General features: G+C 46.0%; 17 protein-coding genes. 16 read left to right on the top strand and 1 reads right to left on the bottom strand.

From position 1 onward, the window contains the following. Positions 1-150 precede the first annotated feature (150 nt). From thrS to GON05_RS12905, 4 genes are all read left to right on the top strand, one after another. The gene (thrS, locus tag GON05_RS12920) at positions 151-2,085 is read left to right on the top strand and encodes a threonine--tRNA ligase (protein ID WP_157319527.1); all 1,935 of its coding nucleotides are present in this window, start codon (positions 151-153) and stop codon (positions 2,083-2,085) included. Positions 2,086-2,264: 179 nt separating this feature from the next. Further along, the gene (locus GON05_RS12915) at positions 2,265-2,900 is read left to right on the top strand and encodes a 3D domain-containing protein (protein ID WP_276509498.1); all 636 of its coding nucleotides are present in this window, start codon (positions 2,265-2,267) and stop codon (positions 2,898-2,900) included. A 326-nt stretch (positions 2,901-3,226) separates the two neighbouring features. Further along, entirely contained in the window at positions 3,227-4,747 is a 1,521-nt protein-coding gene (locus tag GON05_RS12910) for a methyl-accepting chemotaxis protein (protein ID WP_246239115.1), read from the top strand. Between the two features lie 73 nt (positions 4,748-4,820). Then, positions 4,821-5,204 carry a hypothetical protein gene (locus GON05_RS12905; RefSeq protein ID WP_338114059.1) on the top strand — a complete coding sequence of 128 codons (384 nt, stop codon included), beginning with the start codon at positions 4,821-4,823 and terminating at the stop codon, positions 5,202-5,204. A 46-nt stretch (positions 5,205-5,250) separates the two neighbouring features. On the opposite strand, the gene GON05_RS12900 is transcribed toward GON05_RS12905, so the two are convergent. Beyond that, positions 5,251-6,537, bottom strand: a complete 1,287-nt coding sequence (locus GON05_RS12900) for an ammonium transporter (protein WP_157319525.1) — start codon at positions 6,535-6,537, stop codon at positions 5,251-5,253. A 271-nt stretch (positions 6,538-6,808) separates the two neighbouring features. Here GON05_RS12900 and liaF point away from each other — a divergent pair, with 271 nt between their 5' ends. The 12 genes from liaF to GON05_RS12840 all read left to right on the top strand — a co-directional run bounded on the left by liaF (position 6,809) and on the right by GON05_RS12840 (position 19,362). After that, positions 6,809-7,930 (top strand): cell wall-active antibiotics response protein LiaF, encoded by a 1,122-nt coding sequence (gene liaF, locus GON05_RS12895; RefSeq protein ID WP_157319524.1) that lies wholly within the window; start codon positions 6,809-6,811, stop codon positions 7,928-7,930. 9 nt (positions 7,931-7,939) lie between these two features. Beyond that, entirely contained in the window at positions 7,940-9,004 is a 1,065-nt protein-coding gene (locus tag GON05_RS12890; RefSeq protein ID WP_157319523.1) for a sensor histidine kinase, read from the top strand. Then, on the top strand, positions 8,997-9,644 hold the full coding sequence (locus tag GON05_RS12885; RefSeq protein WP_127457786.1) for a response regulator: 648 nt from the start codon (positions 8,997-8,999) through the stop codon (positions 9,642-9,644). The genes GON05_RS12890 and GON05_RS12885 overlap by 8 nt, the downstream gene beginning before the upstream one ends. Positions 9,645-9,732: 88 nt before the next feature. Beyond that, positions 9,733-10,146 (top strand): YugN family protein, encoded by a 414-nt coding sequence (locus GON05_RS12880; RefSeq protein WP_157319522.1) that lies wholly within the window; start codon positions 9,733-9,735, stop codon positions 10,144-10,146. A gap of 145 nt (positions 10,147-10,291) precedes the next feature. Continuing rightward, entirely contained in the window at positions 10,292-11,887 is a 1,596-nt protein-coding gene (locus GON05_RS12875; protein ID WP_157319521.1) for a S1C family serine protease, read from the top strand. Between the two features lie 146 nt (positions 11,888-12,033). Next, positions 12,034-12,723 carry a response regulator transcription factor gene (locus tag GON05_RS12870; protein ID WP_157319520.1) on the top strand — a complete coding sequence of 230 codons (690 nt, stop codon included), beginning with the start codon at positions 12,034-12,036 and terminating at the stop codon, positions 12,721-12,723. Between the two features lies 1 nt (position 12,724). Continuing rightward, on the top strand, positions 12,725-14,194 hold the full coding sequence (locus tag GON05_RS12865) for a sensor histidine kinase (RefSeq protein ID WP_157319519.1): 1,470 nt from the start codon (positions 12,725-12,727) through the stop codon (positions 14,192-14,194). Between the two features lie 46 nt (positions 14,195-14,240). Then, complete coding sequence (locus GON05_RS12860; protein ID WP_157319518.1) at positions 14,241-15,197, top strand: 4-hydroxy-3-methylbut-2-enyl diphosphate reductase; 957 nt, start codon at positions 14,241-14,243, stop codon at positions 15,195-15,197. A 63-nt stretch (positions 15,198-15,260) separates the two neighbouring features. Beyond that, complete coding sequence (locus tag GON05_RS12855; RefSeq protein ID WP_246239081.1) at positions 15,261-15,773, top strand: DUF2062 domain-containing protein; 513 nt, start codon at positions 15,261-15,263, stop codon at positions 15,771-15,773. Between the two features lie 130 nt (positions 15,774-15,903). Beyond that, positions 15,904-16,947: a 3-deoxy-7-phosphoheptulonate synthase gene (aroF, locus tag GON05_RS12850; protein ID WP_157319517.1), complete on the top strand. Its 1,044-nt coding sequence runs from the start codon at positions 15,904-15,906 to the stop codon at positions 16,945-16,947. A 236-nt stretch (positions 16,948-17,183) separates the two neighbouring features. Next, on the top strand, positions 17,184-18,608 hold the full coding sequence (gene glnA / locus GON05_RS12845; RefSeq protein WP_157319516.1) for a type I glutamate--ammonia ligase: 1,425 nt from the start codon (positions 17,184-17,186) through the stop codon (positions 18,606-18,608). 202 nt (positions 18,609-18,810) lie between these two features. Next, on the top strand, positions 18,811-19,362 hold the full coding sequence (locus GON05_RS12840) for an NADPH-dependent FMN reductase (RefSeq protein ID WP_157319515.1): 552 nt from the start codon (positions 18,811-18,813) through the stop codon (positions 19,360-19,362). The last annotated feature ends 128 nt before the right edge of the window (positions 19,363-19,490 follow it).

Below are 19,490 nucleotides of genomic sequence, written 5' to 3'. Positions count from 1 at the left end.
TCCCGTTATCGAATGCTGATGAGGATTCGCCATACTTGATAAGAGATGCAGCGAATCGAACTAGGGTGGAACCACGAGCTGAGCGCACTCGTCCCTTATGGGATGCAGTGTGCTTTTTTGCGTTCAATCACATATACAGGAGGAACGAAGATGGTTGTACAAGTGAAATTACCAGATGGCGCAGTGAGAGAGTACGCAGTTGGAACGACCATTGAGCAAGTGGCGGAGTCCATTTCTTCCGGATTAAAGAAAAATGCGGTAGGCGGTAAAGTGAACGGAAAATCGGTTGATTTGTCGTTCGCTTTGGAAAATGATGCTGACGTTGAGATTTTGACACTCGACAATGAAGCGGGATTGGAAATGTATCGTCACAGTACGGCACATTTAATGGCACAAGCTATTAAACGCATATATGGCGACAAGGCTGTAAAATTAGGAATCGGACCTGTCATCGAAGACGGATTCTATTACGACATCGATTTGGAAACGCCGCTGAATCCAGAGGATTTGGTGAAAATCGAGAAGGAAATGGAACGCATCTCTAATGAAAACCTGGCGATTACTCGCCGCGTGGTTTCCCGTGAGGAAGCGATTCGCATCTTCACTGAGCTGGAAGATCCGTACAAACTTGAGTTAATCCGTGATTTGCCGGAAGATTCCGTGCTCACGATTTATGATCAAGGTGAGTTCTTCGACCTGTGCCGCGGACCGCATTTGCCATCCACTGGCAAGATCAAAGCTTTCAAACTGTTGAGCGTAGCGGGCGCATACTGGCGCGGAGACGCGAAAAACAAAATGCTGCAGCGTATTTACGGAACTGCGTTCCCTAAAAAAGCGCAGCTGGATGAGCACTTGCATTTGCTTGAAGAAGCAAAAAAACGTGACCACCGCAAGCTGGGTAAAGAACTGAAAATGTTCGCGTTCTCCCGCGAGGTTGGTCAAGGTTTACCGCTTTGGCTGCCAAACGGTGCTAAATTGCGACGTACAATGGAACGCTACATTGTGGACTTGGAAGAGCGTTTAGGCTACCAGCACGTATATACACCGGTTCTTGCCAACGTGGACCTATACAAAACTTCCGGTCACTGGGACCACTATAGCGAAGATATGTTCCCGAAAATGGTCATGGACAATGAAGAACTAGTCCTTCGTCCGATGAACTGTCCGCATCATATGATGGTTTATAAGAGCGACATGCGCAGTTACCGTGATCTGCCGGTTCGTATCGCAGAGCTTGGCACGATGCACCGTTATGAAATGTCAGGCGCATTAACCGGTTTACACCGTGTTCGTGCTATGACGCTGAATGACGCTCATATCTTCTGTCGTTTGGATCAAATCAAAGAAGAGTTCTCACGTGTAGTTACTTTGATCCGTCAAGTTTATGCTGATTTTGGCATTACAGACTACCGTTTCCGCCTTTCCTACCGCGATCCTAAGGATACTGAAAAGTACTTCCAAGATGATCAAATGTGGGAAACTTCCCAACGCATGCTGCGTGAAGTTGTAGAAGAGCTAGGTCTTCCATTCTACGAAGCTGAAGGGGAAGCTGCTTTCTACGGTCCTAAACTTGACGTTCAAATCAAAACAGCTCTTAAGAAAGAGGAAACTCTTTCCACTGCGCAAATCGATTTCTTGCTGCCAGAGCGCTTCCAGCTTGAGTATACAGGCGAAGATGGCCAGAAGCATCGTCCAGTTGTTATTCATAGAGGGATTATCTCGACTATGGAAAGGATGACAGCGTTCTTGCTGGAAAATTTCGCAGGTGCTTTGCCAACTTGGTTAATGCCGGTACAAGCTAAAGTCATTCCAGTATCGCCTGCTTTTGAGGAATTCTCAAACAAGGTAACTGAGCGTCTGTTGGCTGCAGGTATTCGTGTTGAAGCGGATAACCGCAATGAAAAGCTGGGTTACAAGATTCGCGAGGCGCAGCTGGAGAAAATTCCGTTCATGCTCGTTGTCGGGGAAAATGAAGTAACGAATGAAAGCCTATCTGTCCGCAAACGCGGTCAAGGGGATCTGGGTACACATCCGATTGATCAAGTGATCGGCATGATCAATGAAGAAATAAGCAAAAAACTATAATCGTATACAACGAAAGCAGAGAAGAGTCATTCTTCTCTGCTTTTTTTGTTTTCAAAATTAGGCATTTTGGTATGTATAAGGGAACGCAAAGGGGGCATTTTAATCAGTGAGTCTGCATATGGAGGTTTAATTCTGGAATGAACTGGACAACCTGCAATAGTAGGGGAGGTATCAAAACAATGTTTACTGCGTTATTTACGAAGCCCAAATGGCTTGGAACCTGGATGATCATGAACGTTTTGATTGCGCTTTTCGGACAAGAAACAAGAAACACGGCAGAAACCGTAAGCCATATACAAGTGCCGCACCAAATGGATGCTCCGAGCAATTCGGAACCTGTTTCTGTGCCAGTAACACAAGATCGTGGGCAGCAAGTTAATTATCGCTATGTGCCGAAGCTGGACTCCGATTTGTCCAAGCTTAAGTCGGTTGAAGTGACGGCTACCGGTTATTATGCGGGTAAAGAATCCACGGGTAAAAATCCCGATCATCCTGAATACGGCATTACCTTTTCAGGGATCAAAGTAAAGCGGGACGACAAAGCACTATCGACCATCGCTGCAGACACGAAAGTTTTTCCGTTAGGCACGGTTTTGTTTATCCCGGGATACGGTTACGGGGTAGTTGCCGACACGGGAAGCGCGATTAAAGGGAAGAAAATTGACTTGTATTTTGACACGAAAGATCAGGTCTACAAGGAATGGGGCAAGAAAACCGTCAAAGTTTTTATCGTCAAGCAGGGGAGCGGCAAGGTGACGGAGCTCATTTGGAATCAATTGAAGGACGAGATCTTGTCTCCTACCAAATCGCTATAAAAATGGTTCGAGCTAAATTTTTTCATCATAAAAAATCCTGTTTGGGAAACGATATACATACAGGAGGTGATTGAACATGGCTAAGAACAAAAACAACAAGAAAGCAGCACAAGACGTAGAATTCGCTACGGAAACTGCGGTACCTAACAAGCAGCAACAAACGAACACACAAAACCAAAACAAATAACGAATAACCATAGCGATGTTAAAAAAGAGCAGGGATCCTTCGGGGTCTCTGTTTTTTTATTTCTTTTCATCGTCGCCTATTTTCGATATAATGTAGCAAAATCTAACATTTGCCCATCTGGGAGGAGTGCCAATTGCTTATGCAGGCAGAGACGAAACTGAAAGCTTGGTTGTATGGTCTTATTCTCATCGGTATTGCCTTAAATGTAGTGGCTTTATTTTCAACATCTTATTGGTTTACGGCTGCGAGTTTGGCTGTTTTTTTGTTTCTAGGGATATTGATTACCGTTATGAATAGGTCATCGAGCGCTTCACTTCACTCTGAAAAGCAGCAGCAGGAGCAATTCCGAACCTTTATTCAGGAATCGCAAGTCGTGGCGGACCGCTTGGCAGCGGCGGTAGAAGAAGTGAACCGCTCGATTAGTCAACTACTGCACATTGCCGATGCGTCCATTCAAGGCGAAGAGGATCTCAAGGCACGCAGCGATCAAGCGGTAGGACAGCTGCAGGAAGCGTTCGCAGCGATTCAGCAGGTAGCGGCTGCAGCCGATCATATTTTAGATTCATCGTTACATATGCACAAAGAGAGCGAACAGACCAAAGACACGGTTGTTGATGTATGCCGCTCCCTGAATGCCACAGACGAAGTCATGAGCGATCTGCATATCAATAATGATACGATGCAGCGCAAGATTCAGGATCTTACCTCACATACTTCTAAAATCGAAGAAATCAATACGTTCATTGCCGAAGTGGTCAATCAAACGTCGTTGCTTGCTCTTAATGCTTCCATCGAGGCCGCTAGAGCGGGTGAGCAAGGGCGCGGGTTTTCGGTTGTCGCACAGGAGATCAAGAAGCTGGCGGCGCAAAGCCATGAAGCGGTGACAACATCTTCGGAAATTTTGACATCTATTGAGAGCGGCGTTGCACAAGTTGTCGCAGCAGTTGCAGAAGAAAAGAAGTCGGTTGCACTAGGAATTAGTGAAATGAAAGTGATGAAGGAAAAGATCGATACGATTTTCTCGCTTATCCTGCATGTCAACAATCTCGTTGCAAGTACGACAACCTCAACCAAGACGCAGTCTACCTTAGTCACAGGCACGAGGTCTTCGCTCGGTCAAGTGGTAGATTTGATGAACGAAACCATGAACAGCGTGGAGAACACGCTTATGCAAATGAAAAAGCAGCGCCAGGAAGTTTCGATGCTCCAGCACATCAATCAAAATCTTGATCGCTCCTCGACAGAGCTTATCCAAGCTATTCAGGCCGTTGGTTTGCAAAATACGAAAGGGACCACCAACGTTAATATCCAAGAAATGAAGCAGCTGCTCAGCGCTCTTGTCCTCAAACCTGACATCACTTCCCTGATCGATGGGAATCATGCCGCCCAATTAAGCGCAGTTTTGAAGAAAACTGACGGGATTGAGGCGATCTGGTCGAACCGGGCAGACGGGACCTTCGTCTTTTCGCTGCCTGAAGCCGGTCTTGTGAATGGGAAAGGAAGAGAGTGGTGGAAGCGGGCGATGACCGGTGAACTCTTCATTTCGGAGGAATACGTGTCAGCTATTACGAAAAAACCGTGTATTACTTTATCTAAAGCGATAATAGGTGACACGGGAACCCCGATTGGTGTCGTAGGAATCGATTTAATCTTGAAATAATGGTTCTCAAAACCATTATTTTAGTGTAAAATAAGATTACTGTAATGAATGTTAACATGGAGAGATAGGTGAAGTGACTGTGCTGAATGCTATGCGACTGGACGGTAATTCTCAAAAGACATCAAGGAAAGCCGCGGAGGTATTTCCTTTCCTGGAAGCTTACATTGCCCGCAAGGAGCAGCAGGCTCTAGAGATCGAGCAGGTAGTGGAGCGTTACGAAATGAAGAGAATGAAGGAAGAGCGGGCTTATCAGGCAATGTCTTCACTTCGTCGCATGTTTACGGGGAAGAAACCTGACCATCATCTGGCCGTTGAGTATATCCATTATGTGAAGAAGCCGATGGAGCAAGTGAACAAGCTGCGTGCCGAAATTGCGCGTGCCAGACAGATTATGAACGAATCCAAGCCTGGCGAGGACATCACTATTCCAGATGATTTCGAAGAGCTGCTTAACTAATAACAAATTAAAACCCTTCCGTCTGGAAGGGTTTTTTGCTGTTGATTTATCCTTTTTTCAGTTGTTCCAAGTCCAAAAAACCGTCCTCCTGGCTGTAAGCGGGAACCCCATGGATCCCTACATCTAAGCCTACGAGCTCTTCGTCACTGCTTACACGCAGAGGTACGATGAGATTAATGAGCTTCATGACCCCCCATGTGAGGGCGAAGCCCCAAATACAAACCGTAACAAGACCTAATGCTTGAACACCTAACAGACCGAATCCACCGCCATAAAATAAACCGGCTGTACCTTCACGGATAGCGTCAGGCTGCGCGAACAAGCCTACAGCCAATGTTCCGATGCTGCCGCTGATGCCGTGCACGGGGAACGCTCCGACAGGGTCATCGATTTGTCTGGCTTCCAGCATTTCAGTAGCGTAGACCATCGCGATGCCGCAAACAGCTCCAATGAAAATGGCGGCAATATCACTAACGAATGCGCAGCCGGCGGTAATGCCGACGAGCCCTGCAAGCGCGCCGTTGATAACCATTGGCGGGTCAGCTTTGCGATAGCGTAACATTGTAAACAGGATGCAGGTTGCGCAGCCTGCTGCTGCAGCTAACATAGTTGTCACGGCAATATGGCCGATCGATGTATTGGTAGCGCTTAGCGTACTGCCGGAGTTGAAGCCGAACCAGCCAAACCATAGGATGAATGCGCCTACGGAAGCTAGCGGCAAATTGGAGGGTGGCACGATGTTGGCCGTTCCATTCGCTGAGAATTTACCGATCCGCGGGCCGATGATCACCGCAGCAGCGAGTGCCGAGAAGCCGCCAAGTGCATGGATGACAGCTGATCCGGCGAAATCAACCATGCCGAGCTTGCCGAGCCAACCGCCAACTGACCACACCCAGTGACCGGCAATGGGATAAATTAAACCTGTCATGGCAATGGTGTAAAGGATGTAAGCTCGGAAGTTGATGCGTTCGGCCACTGCGCCCGATACGATGGAGATAACGGCGATAACGAAAGCGCATTGGAATAGCCAGTAGGTTTCATGTGAGATGTTAAGCGCAATGTGTGTCAAATCTCCTCCCATGAAAAAGCCGCTCGTGCCGATGATTCCCCCTGCGTCTTTGCCGTACATGAGTGCGAAACCGATGAAATAGAAAATAAGTGCTCCGAAAGCGATATCAACAAACACTTTCATAATGATGCTTACGGCATTTTTCTGCCTGACAAAGCCTGCTTCCAGTAACGCGAAGCCCCCTTCCATCAATAAAATCATGGCAGCTGTTAGTACCACCCATATGGTATCTAGACCGCTGGAAAGCTGTTGGATTTGATCCATTTCTAATCTCTCCCTTATATTCGAAGCGTTCTAATGGAACAATTATACGGTTCTCATGATAAGCATGTCAACGAAATACGTAAGAATACATAACATATAGAACGTATTGTTCGTATCTTCCAAATCCATGTCAGTTATTTTGTGTTTGTGCTCGAAAAACTCAGTCTCTAGACCGAGGCGGCCTTCAATCCCTCGTCTCTTTTCAATCTTGCTTGTATCTTATAGACTAGAAGTAGCTTAACAACGATGTACACAAATGGAGGAAGAACGTATGAATCCGCATATGTTTCAACGCATGATTTGGGGGCTTGTCCTTGTGACGGCAGGTATCCTATTTTTACTTAATCAACTGGGGTTCATTCATATTGACCTTGCTTATATGTTTTCCACGTATTGGCCTGTCATTCTCATCTTTTACGGGCTCGTCGGATTCCTATGGCAGCGTAAGTATCATTGGGGAGGTTCGATTTGGAGCTTACTCGTTTGCGGTGTCGGAACGATTTTCCTTCTTAAGAATCTGAATCTCACTGATCGCTCGCTGGGAGAAATGTTTAAAATTTTGGCCCCTGTTGCCTTAATCTTATTCGGGCTGAACGTTATCTTCCGCCCTGGCCGCAGAGAGTCGCCGGACTGGCTTTCGATGAAAGAAGCGAAAGAGCAAGCAAGAAGAGAGAGACGGGAAGCAAGACGCAAGGAGCACGAGAGACATAGTAATCCTTGGGACTCCGCGGGCTGGAACCATAAGGAGAAAGTAGAGCGGGACCTTTTCACAGGAAGCGAAACCAAGCATACACTGAGCGACGAGGAAAAAGAAGTTCTCAAAGATATTCATGGCGAATTTCATCAAAAGCATGCGGACGAATGGCTTGGCTCCGGGGATTCACCCGCGAAGGCACCTACAGCTCAATCGGAATCGCATGGTCAGCCGAAAACGCAGAATCTTCACAGGCACAGTCACGGCCACAGTCACGGTCATCGCTACGATGACTTCGTGCGCAATTTTGATTCAGGTGATGTTCTTCATCGCCACGGCTTCATTGGGGATGTTCATCTTGGGCAGGAAGCTTGGGAGCTGAAGCCGATTCAAATCTCTCACTTCATTGGAGATTCTGTTATTGACTTGACCCGTGCCGCCATTCCGCTTGGAGAAACAACGATCCATGTAACTGCTTTTATCGGGGACGTGAAAATTTTTATTCCTAACGATCTGGATGTAGAAGTCCGTGTGATGGCAAGTTCTTTTATAGGGGACATGAAAGTTCTTGATCGCCGTGAGAGTGGGTTTCTGCGCAGCGTGAGAACACAGACCTCTCATTATGATGAAGCCGAACGAAAGCTTATCGTCACGACAAGCATGTTTATTGGTGATATAACAATCAAAAAGATAGGTTAAGGATGGAGCATGTACAAATTGCGAATGTTCAATATGAAGTGGCAGCTGCTGAATTACTTTCTGATTTCGAGTTTACTCACTGTCTCAAGTATTTTTATTGTGCTGGAATACTACAGCCGGGAGCTTGCCTCATGGGAGTTCCGGATGTGGTTTCTCATTGCCATTTTAGCGGTCTGTTTAACAGTAGGTTATGTAGCAACCAAGAGATGGCAGCGTAAGGTCGATGAACTTCATGTGGCTATGCTCGAACTATCCAAAGGGAATTTCGCCAGCCGTATTGAGCTTGAGCCTGTTGAACCGTTCATGTACTTATATGATGCTTTTAATAAGATGGCGGCTTCTGTCGAAGAGCGTGTTCAGCTCTTGCAAAAACTTGGCGAGGCCGAGGCGATTCGCGATCAAGAGCTTACAGAGAATGCCGTTATGGAAGAACGGCGCCGGCTTGCGCGCGATTTGCACGACACGGTGAGCCAGGAGCTTTTCGCTATTCATATGTCAGCGTCCTCTCTGCCCAAAATACTGGAAAGAAACCCGGATGCAGCGGGGGCAGTTATGAATCAGCTGATTCAAATGTCGCACCATGCCCAGAAGCAGATGAGAGGTTTGATTTCACAGCTTAGACCAATTGAATTAAATGATATGAGCCTTCAAGAAGCCCTGGAGAAGTGGTTTCCGGAATATTGCCGGACCCATGAGCTGCAGGGCCAGCTTGACGTTTCTTTGCGTGATCCGATTTCAGAAGCGATTGAGCATCAGTTTTTCCTGATTATCCAAGAAGGTCTTGCGAATGTGGTGAAGCATGCTTCTGCCCAAGGAGTAAGGCTGGCTATTTATGAAAGAGAGCATCAGTATGTGCTTCAGCTGCAAGACGATGGCCAAGGATTCGAGCGAAAGGATATTTCTTCAGCTTCCCATGGTTTATCCACGATGAGAGAACGAGCGCAAAAGCTGGGCGGAGATGTGGAGATCGACAGTAAATTAGGCTCAGGCACCCGTGTCAGGGTCCGCATTCCGCGTTTTACAGGTCAGATTGGCATGGTTACAAAGGAAAGAGAGGGAGAAAGCCATGAGTAACATTAGGGTAATGATTGTTGATGATCACGATATGGTTCGTGTTGGCTTAAGGACTTATATTTCGATGGAACCTGGTCTGGAAGTTGTGGGGGAAGCCGGTAATGGGCAAGAAGCGTTCGATAAGTTAAACGGTGAGCTGTCCCAAGGGCTCCCTGATGTCATTTTGATGGATCTCACGATGCCTGTTCTAGACGGGATAGGAGCAACCAAATTAATTTACGCCAAATTTCCGCAGGTCAAAATCATTATGTTAACCAGCTTTCTGGAAGAAGCCAAGGTGCTTGAGGCCGTAGAGTCGGGAGCTATCAGCTACATGCTGAAAACCGTCTCGTCCGATCAATTGATTCACGCCATCCAGAGCGCATACCGCGGCATGCCTGTGATGAACTCGGAGGTATCTATGGCACTGACGAGAGGGGTTAGACAACGGAATGCCATGCCGGAGGAAGAAGGCTTGACTTCCCGTGAGAAGGAAGTGTTGCTATTGATTGCCGAAGGGAAAAGCAATAAAGACATTTCTGAGGAGCTTTTTATTAGTATAAAAACGGTTAAAACACACGTCAGCAATCTGCTGATGAAGTGTGAATTGGATGATCGTACACAATTGGCTATTTTTGCACACCGGAAAGGTTGGGTTTAAGGAAGTAAGCCCTCATGACACATAAAAACTACATTTTGGAACACTCTATGCGTAAGGAAATTAATATGAGCGCTTAAGGAGTGTCGGAATGAAAACAATATCTTCTTCATTAGAACAGGTCAAAGAGTCCTTCGACAGTGTCAGAGACCACCTGCAGGAGTTTGATTTTACGTTGGGCGGTAATTGGGATTATGACCATGGGTATTTTGACCGCTCTTTAGATGAAGCCAATAAAGTGTGGTTGCGTATCCCCTTTCAAGTGGTGACGGGAAGAATTGATGGCGATACAGAGGCGACGGATGCCATCGTAGAGGTGGGAACTCCATTTGTACTGAAACATGTCTATAATGAAGGCCTTGATCAAGAAGCAGAGGCGGAAACCTATGGAGCGATGATTGATCAGTTTCAGGCACCGCTCGATCCGGATGCTGCCGTAGACGACAAGTGGGTAAAAGAAGCCGCAGGTCTGCTCAAAAAAGTCGAACAAGCTTGGATACAATAGAATTGTCCTTTTTTTACCTCCATTTTATTGTTTTTTAATATTCGTTTAAGGTTGTGAGTGCATGATAGTACCATAGACAACAAGACATCATCCAACTAACAAACATGCACTTTATAACTCGTATAAACAAATGGAGGTAAGAAATATGGAAGACAACAAAAAAGACTATAGCGACTTCTTCAAGTCGCAGAATAACAATAGCGATTCGAACGACTCCATGAACCGTAAAGAAACGAACCCTGAAGAACCGCAGGACCCGAACAAAGAAAGACCTTCCTACTATTATTCTTATGGACCTTACAAGTCCGCTTTTAACGAGAATAACGAACAGGAAGCACTTACAACCTCCGCATCAGGTACAGAGGGAACGTCCAGCGTCGAGGTTACCCCGCCTAAGAACTTGCGCCCATTCAGTTTCGGACCGGATGTAAGTTCTGCACAAGGACCTGGTCCTTGGGATTCGCATACTAGAAAACGTTCTTCTTCTGTAAAAAGCGTTTTCGCTGCTTTCATGGCAGGAGCCTTGGTTGTAGGAGGACTCATGTTCACCGCTGACAAAATGAACTTGTTCACAGGCAACCAGCCGCTGGCTTCGGGCAGCACGACGACGGCTACGACGAAGAGTTCCAGCGATAACGGCGAAGTGAAAAATGTAGGGCTTGACGTTGTTCGCCCTGGTAATATTTCCGCGATCGCGCAAAATGCCGGCCCAGCTATCGTGAAGGTCGAATCTTTGGTGAAACCGAAGCAGTCGACGCGCGGCGGCAACTCGCTTTTCGATGATCCGTTCTTCCGTCAATTCTTCGGAGATAACGGCGGCGGCAATACCGCACCAAAAAGCGGTACGCAAGATTCAGGCAGCGGCGAGCTTCAGCCGGCAGGGATGGGAACAGGGTTTATTTTCGAGAAAACCGGCTATATTTTAACGAACGAACACGTGGTTGACGGCGCTGATGAAGTGCAAATTACGGTTGAGGGCTACGATAAACCGTTTAAAGCCAAATTGCTTGGTAACAGCTATGACTTAGACTTGGCTGTCCTCAAAATTGAAGGCGACAAAGATTTCCCGATTCTCCCTCTTGGCAAAGCAGAAGATGTGAATGTTGGAGATTGGGTTGTTGCCATCGGTAACCCTTACGGTTTTGATCATACGGTAACGGTTGGTGTGCTGAGTGCGAAAGAACGTCCGATCTCTATTCCAGATACCAAAGGAACACGCGAGTATAAGCATTTGCTTCAAACAGACGCTTCCATTAACCCTGGTAACTCCGGCGGACCTCTGCTCAACCTGAACGGTGAGGTTATCGGGATTAACACGGCGGTAAGCTCGCAAGCCCAAGGTATAGGATTTGCCATTCCGACAAGCACCATCTCTTCCGTCTTGGAGAACCTGAAAAACAACGTTCAAATTCCTAAAGAACCAGTTCCTTACTTGGGTGTAGGCTTGCAAGATATCGGTAAAGACTGGGTTAGCGAATTGAAGCTTTCCAATACGGACGGAGCATTGGTTGGCAGCGTTCAACGTAAAAGTCCTGCTTTCCAAGCTGGCCTTCGCCAATACGATGTAATTGTTGATATTAACGGTACGAAGATCAAGAACTCTCAAGAGTTGATCACGAAAGTTCAAGCTACAAAAGTCGGCGATAAAGTAACGTTAGGTGTGATTCGTGACGGCAAACGGATGGATGTGCCGCTTACAGTCGGAGACAAAAATACGTTAGCTGAGACGCCTGCTGAATAAGAGGAAGCCGCTTAGTTATAAACAAAGATTCATGCGTACGGTTAAAAGGAAGTGGAGACCCGCGGGCCGCAAGCTTGCAGGCTCTGCTTCTTTTTGCTTGCCGAGCTGATTTTGATACAATGAAAAGGAAGAAGGGGGGCCAACCGATGAGGGAAAATATTATGGTGATCGATGATGATGAGAAAATTACGTCTATGTTGAGACGTGGCCTGGCTTTTGAAGGATATTCCGTTGAAACGGCGAGCAATGGCGCTGAAGGACTTAAGCAAATGCTGAGGTCGGAACCCAATTTACTAATCTTGGACGTGATGATGCCGCATATTGATGGCTGGGAGGTTGTGCGACGCATCCGTGAAAGCGGCAGCGAGGTGCCGATCTTGATGTTAACGGCCAAAGATGAAATTAGCGATCGTGTGAAAGGCTTGGATCTTGGAGCTGACGATTATTTGGTCAAGCCCTTTGCTCTCGAGGAACTGCTCGCTAGGGTGCGAGTACTATTGCGCCGTCGGACGGAGCGGACGGAGCAGCCGACCAACCGTTTGACCTATGAGGATACGACTCTTGATCTGGATACGCGTGAAGTATTCCGTGACGATAAATTGATTGAACTTACGACCAAAGAGTTTGATTTGCTTCACCTGTTCATGCAGAATCCGAAGCGTGTCCTTTCACGCGACATTATTATGGAGAAAATATGGGGTTACGATTACAGCGGAGAATCCAATGTTCTCGAGGTATACATAGCACTGCTGCGTCAAAAAACCGAAGAGTTTGGCCATAAACGCTTGATTCAAACCGTCCGGGGAGCGGGGTATGTATTGAGAGGGGAATCCTGATATGTCGCTTCGGTTGCGGCTGACGCTTTGGTATTCCGGTGTTTTGGCATTAACGATGCTGCTTTTCGGGATCGTGCTGTACGTTTTCTTGAATTATTTTTTGTATGATCAGATCCGTCAGGACTTGAAACGGGAAGCGGGGAACACCTCCCTGCGGATTCAGAAAAGCATCGCCCTTTCACAAAAGGGGCTTGTCGTGGAATTAGAATTGGAGAACAGAGATTTCTATTCTACAAATACGTTCCTGCAATTATATAATGTGAATCTCAAAACCTTTAATCGCTCGGCGAATCTGCAATTTTATAATGTAGCTCTGCCATTGGATACTTCCAGCATCGATAAGTTGAAGGGCGATGACGATGGTTTTTTTCAAAAAACCAAAGTGCTTGAGCAGGATTTTCTCATCTATTATCAAGGCATCTACGACCAAGCGAATAATCTGATCGGTATTCTCCAAGCTGCCGTCCCCATTGGCAGTTATGAGAGAACGGCCGTTACCCTTAAGTATACGCTCATGTTCTGGGCATTGTTTACGATTATCGTTGCTGCTTCGCTGGGATGGTTTTTATCGCGCAAGGCGCTTCAACCGATTGAACGCGTGATTGATGCTGCCAATCAAATTGGAAGCGGAGACGATTTGGAGAAACGAATAGAGTACCAAGGACCGCTTGATGAAATCGGACGGCTTACCCAAACGATCAACGGCATGCTTTCACGCATCCAGATTACTTATCTGGAGCTGGATGAAGCCTACCGTGCGCAGCGCAGATTCGTATCAGACGCTTCTCACGAGCTGAGAACACCGCTGACGACGATTCGAGGGAATGTGGATCTTTTGGAAAAAATGTGGAAAAAGACGTCAGGAACGGAGCTCGCCACACCGGAACAGATGCAAATGTCGCTGGAAGCGATGCACGACATTGCCGGAGAAGCCCAGCGGATGAGCAGGCTCGTGAACGATCTTCTCGCGCTTGCCAGAGCAGATGCTGGAGTTGTTATGGAGAAGCAACCTGTCGAAATGCTGCCGCTCGTGCAGGAGGTTGTGAGAAGGGCGCAGTTGTTAGAGCATACGGCGGAATGGCAGGTGGGTGATCTGGAAGTTCTGGACCATGCCATCGTACAGGGGAATCGTGACTATTTACAGCAGCTGCTGTTTATTTTCATTGAAAATGCATTTAAGTATACGCCGGTCGGGACGGTGTCGATTCATGTGTCGCGGACGAATGATTTTGTCGGCATTCAAATTGCAGATACGGGGATTGGGATGGACAAAGAAGATATTCCGCATATCTTCGACAGATTCTATCGTGCCGATTTATCTAGAGGGTTAACTACGGGTACAGGACTAGGCTTATCGATTGCCAAATGGATTATTGATGAGCATGGCGGGTCCGTTGAAGTGACGACACGCAAAGATGAAGGCAGTACATTTATGATATGGTTGCCGGCTAACTTTCCTCTACCTGTGTAATCCGTTATAATAAAAGGAAAACAGATGATGTAGGCAGGTGGAAGGCATGGAAGTCGTACGAATTTCTCCAAGAGGCTACTGTTATGGTGTCGTAGACGCGATGGCATTGGCTATGCAAACTGCAAAAAATTTAAATCTTCCAAGACCGATTTATATATTAGGTATGATTGTGCACAATGCGCACGTCACCGATTTCTTCAAAGAAGAGGGCGTCATTACACTGGACGGTGAGAACCGTCTCGAAATTTTGGAGCAAATTGAAAAAGGTACTATCATTTTCACGGCACACGGCGTTTCTCCCGAGGTTCGAAGACGGGCAAGAGACAAAGGTTTGACGGTTGTCGACGCAACGTGCCCAGATGTGACAAAAACGCACGATTTAATTCGCGAAAAAGTAGCAGACGGCTATGAAGTTATCTATATTGGTAAAAAGGGGCATCCGGAGCCGGAAGGCGCCGTTGGGGTTGCCCCTGGCCTTGTGCATCTTATTGAGAAGCTGGAAGAGGCGGATCGTCTTAACGTTAAGTCAGAGCGAATTATCATTACGAATCAAACAACGATGAGCCAATGGGATATCAGGCACATCATGAATCGTCTCTTAGAGCTGTTCCCTAAGGCCGAAATTCATAATGAGATCTGTCTTGCAACGCAGGTGCGGCAGGAAGCTGTGGCCGAACAAGCCAAAGAATCTGATCTGGTTATCGTCGTCGGAGATCCGAAAAGCAATAACTCCAACCGCTTAGCGCAAGTCTCAGAGGAAATTGCTGGAGTCAGGGCGTATAGAATAGCTGATATCACTGAATTGAATCGGGAATGGTTAACCCATGTCCGAAAAGTTGGGGTGACTTCAGGGGCTTCAACGCCGACTCCGATTACCAAAGAAGTCATATCTTACCTGGAAAGTTACGATCCGAAAGATGAAACCACTTGGGCAGTTATACGTACTATTAATATGAAGAAGCTCATCCCGGCTATGAAGTCCAAAGCAGCCAGCAGTGAGTAATTCGTATTTATTCCACAGGGCGGGATTGTGACCAGCATGCAGAGCACTCAGAAGGTGAAAATGATGAAAACTCGCTACGATTGGAAAAGCAGCAAACGCTGGTTTAGGTACAAATATTTACTTCTTTTACGTGCCAAAGGCGGCCCTTCTAAGGTAGCGCGCGGCTTTTCAATTGGTCTGGCTATAGAAATGTTTACTCTGCCTACAGCTGGATTTGCATTCGTTCTTATTTTTCCTTTGGTCTATTTGTTAAGAGCTAATCTGCCTGCGGCATTAATTGGGTTTGTATTCGGCAAGGTGATTTATCTCCCGTTCTCAATACTCAATAAGCAGGTCGGAGATTGGTTGGTACCGAAGCATGTCAAGGTGTATCTGATTCATCATCTGCCTCATATCTTATCCAATATTATCCGAAGCGGTTTGGACTTGATTGTGGGTGGGATGGTGGTTGGAACCATTCTCGGTATTATTGCTTATTTCCCTGTTGTGCTCTTTCTCAAACACCATACAAATCGTCGCAAAGAAAAACGCAGACTCCGCAAGGATCAGCTAGCACCTTCTAAGCAAGAAGAATAGCAAATAAATTAACGCTTGACGAATCTTCGTCAAGCGTTGTATATTTACTTTAGTGATTAAAAGCGTAGAAGCGAACAAGCGTTGAAGTGATTAAGTGGAACAACCCATATAAATGAGGAGCGTGTATATCATGATCGCCATTACTTCCAACAAAACGTCTGACGAGCGTATTCAAGAAATCGTCCAATTTATCGAGAAGCAAGGTGTGCAAGCACATGTTTCCAAAGGCGAAGATCGCACGGTTATCGGTATTATCGGTCAAGCAGATCCCAAATTAGCAGAACAACTGCGCCAAATGTCAGGAGTGGAACAAGTCGTGAAAATTTCGAAATCATACAAATTAGCAAGCCGTGACTTCCATCCGGCAGATACCGTTATCAATATTAAAGGTGTGGAAATTGGCGGCGAGCAGTTGGTCGTTATGGGCGGACCTTGCGCCGTGGAAACACCTGAACAAATCGATGAAATCGCGCGTTTGGTGAAAGCAGCTGGGGGGCAAGTGCTGCGCGGCGGCGCATTCAAGCCAAGAACAGGACCTTACAGCTTCCAAGGTGTAGGCGTTGAAGGTTTGATCATGATGGCTGAAGCGGGCAAAAAGCATGGACTTCTAACGATTACAGAAGTTATGACTCCTGAATACGTGGATGTGTGCGCTCAATATGCAGATATCCTGCAAGTTGGCACACGCAATATGCAAAACTTTGACCTTTTGCGTAAACTAGGTACGATTCAAACGCCGGTTCTGCTGAAACGCGGATTCAGCTCCACGTATGACGAATTCCTGAATGCAGCCGAATACATTCTTGCCGGCGGCAACCCGAATGTTATGCTCTGCGAACGCGGAATCCGAACATTCGAAACTTACACACGTAACACATTGGATTTATCTGCCATTCCAGTACTTAAACAGCTTAGCCATCTTCCTGTCATTTCTGATCCAAGTCATGGTACAGGTCGCAGAGAACTTGTCGTTCCGATGACGAAAGCTTCCGTTGCTGCAGGCGCGGACGGTTTGATCATCGAAATGCATACAGATCCGGACAACTCCATGACCGGTGACGGCGTACAATCCCTGTTCCCGGACCAATTCGCAAACTTGCTCGTAGATTTAGAGAAGCTTGCACCATTGCTTGGCAAAAAGTTCGACACGAAGAAAGAAGCTATTCTGGCATAATATTATGTTCAAGGAAACGAGTTTCTTCTATTAGAAGAAACTCGTTTCCTTTATTTGTATATAAGAAAAGTCTGTGAAATAGTGTAAGCATAGCTTACACATAAATAAAAAATACCTGACATAAGTATTGACTGTGAAAGCTTAATCGCTATATAATATGTGCAAGATAACAACAAAAAGTTGAACATTAATCATGTAAAGTACGTTGAATGTACGGAAATGGGAGGGTTTTTTAAATGTCAGTTCAAAACGTGTTGAACCTTATCAAGGAAAAAAATATTGAGTGGGTAGATTTTCGTTTCGTAGGTCTTTCCGGTAAAGCACAGCATATCTCTTTGCCAGCTTCTGAAGTAGATGAAGAAACATTTGTAAACGGCGTAGCTTTTGACGGTTCGTCCATCCCAGGATTCCGTGGTATTGAACAATCTGACATGGTAATGATGCCAGATACGGAAACTGCATACGTAGATCCTTTCACAGCGCACCCAACATTGATCATTATGAGCAACATCCATACGCCAGAAGGCGAACGTTATGATCGTGACCCACGTAGTATCGCACAAAAAGCTGAAGAATATCTTCAAACAACTGGTGTTGGTACGACAGCATTCTTCGCACCAGAATCCGAATTCTTCATCTTTGATGATGTTCGTTTCGAAAATGGCATGAACAAATCCTACTTCGAAGTTGACTCCGAAGAAGCAGGTTGGAACACAGGCCGCAAAGAAGAAGGCGGTAACCTTGCTTATAAAGTTCCAGTTAAAGGCGGTTACGTTCCAGTAGCTCCAATCGATTCTCAACAAGACATTCGTTCCGAAATGTGTAACAAACTTGCTGATGCAGGTCTTCGTATCGAACGTCACCATCACGAAGTGGCAACAGCTGGTCAAGCTGAAATCAACTTCCGTTTTGACACTTTAACTAAAACAGCAGATAACCTGCTCAAATACAAATACATCGTTGCTAACACTGCTAGAGAATATGGTAAAGTTGCTACTTTCATGCCTAAGCCGCTGTTTGGCGACAATGGTAGCGGTATGCACGTTCATATGTCCATCTTCGACGGAAGCGAGCCTTTGTTCTATGAAAAAGGAGCATATGCAAACTTAAGTGAAATGGCAATTAACTATATCGGTGGTATCCTTTACCACGCACCAGCTTTGATCGCTTTGACGAACCCAAGCACAAACTCCTTTAAACGTCTAGTTCCTGGTTACGAAGCTCCAGTTAACCTTGTATTCTCCAAAGGTAACCGTTCTGCAGCAGTTCGTATTCCAATCGCGGCTGTGACACCTAAAGGCTGTCGTATCGAATTCCGTACACCGGATAGCACAGCTAACCCATACCTTGCTTTCGCAGCAATGTTGATGGCTGGTCTTGACGGTATCAAAAAGAAAATCGATCCACGTGCACTTGGATACGGTCCTTTCGATACAAACATCTATGAAATGTCTGATGCTGAGAAAGCTGAAATCCGCAGCGTTCCAGGTACATTGGACGAAGCTCTTGATGCTCTTGCAGCTGATTCCGAATTCTTGACTGAAGGCGGCGTATTCACACAAGATTTCATCGATAACTACATCGAATTGAAACGTGGCGAAGCGAAACAAGTTGCAATCCGCATTCACCCGCACGAGTACAACCTGTACTTCGATTGCTAATTCTTAGCCCTTATATCGTTTATAAAGATGAGCTGCTTCTATCATGGTCTTCCATGGTGGGGGCAGTTTTTTTAATTGATAATAAAACCTATTTAATAATTATTATAATCTGGGTCTGGAAATTTAATGAAAACCATGTATAATGAAATCATCAATCAGTTCTTATTCTTTATTATTCCAATGCTGGGAAGGAAGATATGTAATGAGAATCACCCTAATTGCAGGAAGCAACCAACAAGCAGCTACAAGTACAAGACTCATGGAGTACATTCAGCACTTGGTTCAATCACTTGGGCATCAAGCTACACTTTTTGATCTGAACAAAACACCGGTACCGTTTTATTCACCGGACGATGCTCATGGCGGTCATGAAGCACTTGAAAATCTGAAGCGTGCTATGCACGAAGCGGATGGCATCGTGCTCTCGACGCCTGAATATCATAGCGGAATCTCAGGTGTTCTGAAAAATGCACTGGATCATCTGGGACAAGATCATTTTAATAATAAAGCCGTGCTTTCCGTCAGTTCAGCGGGCGGTGCCGTAGCTGTCAGCTCGCTGACTCAGCTGCAAACAATCGTTCGCAACCTTCATGGCATTAACTGCCCGGAATGGATTTCCATTGGCGGCGATCAGCGGAAAAGTTTTCAAACAGGAGTGGCTTACAGCGATATTCATCCGGATGTCGATAAACGCGTGAGACGTGTCGTAAATTCCTTCCTGGATTTGACAACCGTATTGAAAGTTCGACAATAGCTTGTTCGACAAGAAATAAGTAAATTCTACATTTTTAAAAAAAGAGTAATGTAAGCGTTCAGGCGCTTGGCATTGCTCTTTTTTTTTATTGTTAACCTGTGGATGGTGAAATGTGTTTACAATAATGC

The sequence above is a fragment of the Paenibacillus anseongensis genome, from assembly GCF_009757995.1.
Taxonomy (GTDB): domain Bacteria; phylum Bacillota; class Bacilli; order Paenibacillales; family NBRC-103111; genus Paenibacillus_E; species Paenibacillus_E chondroitinus.
Note: the sequence above shows the minus strand (reverse complement) of the source record. Positions and strands in the feature narration are given on the sequence as shown.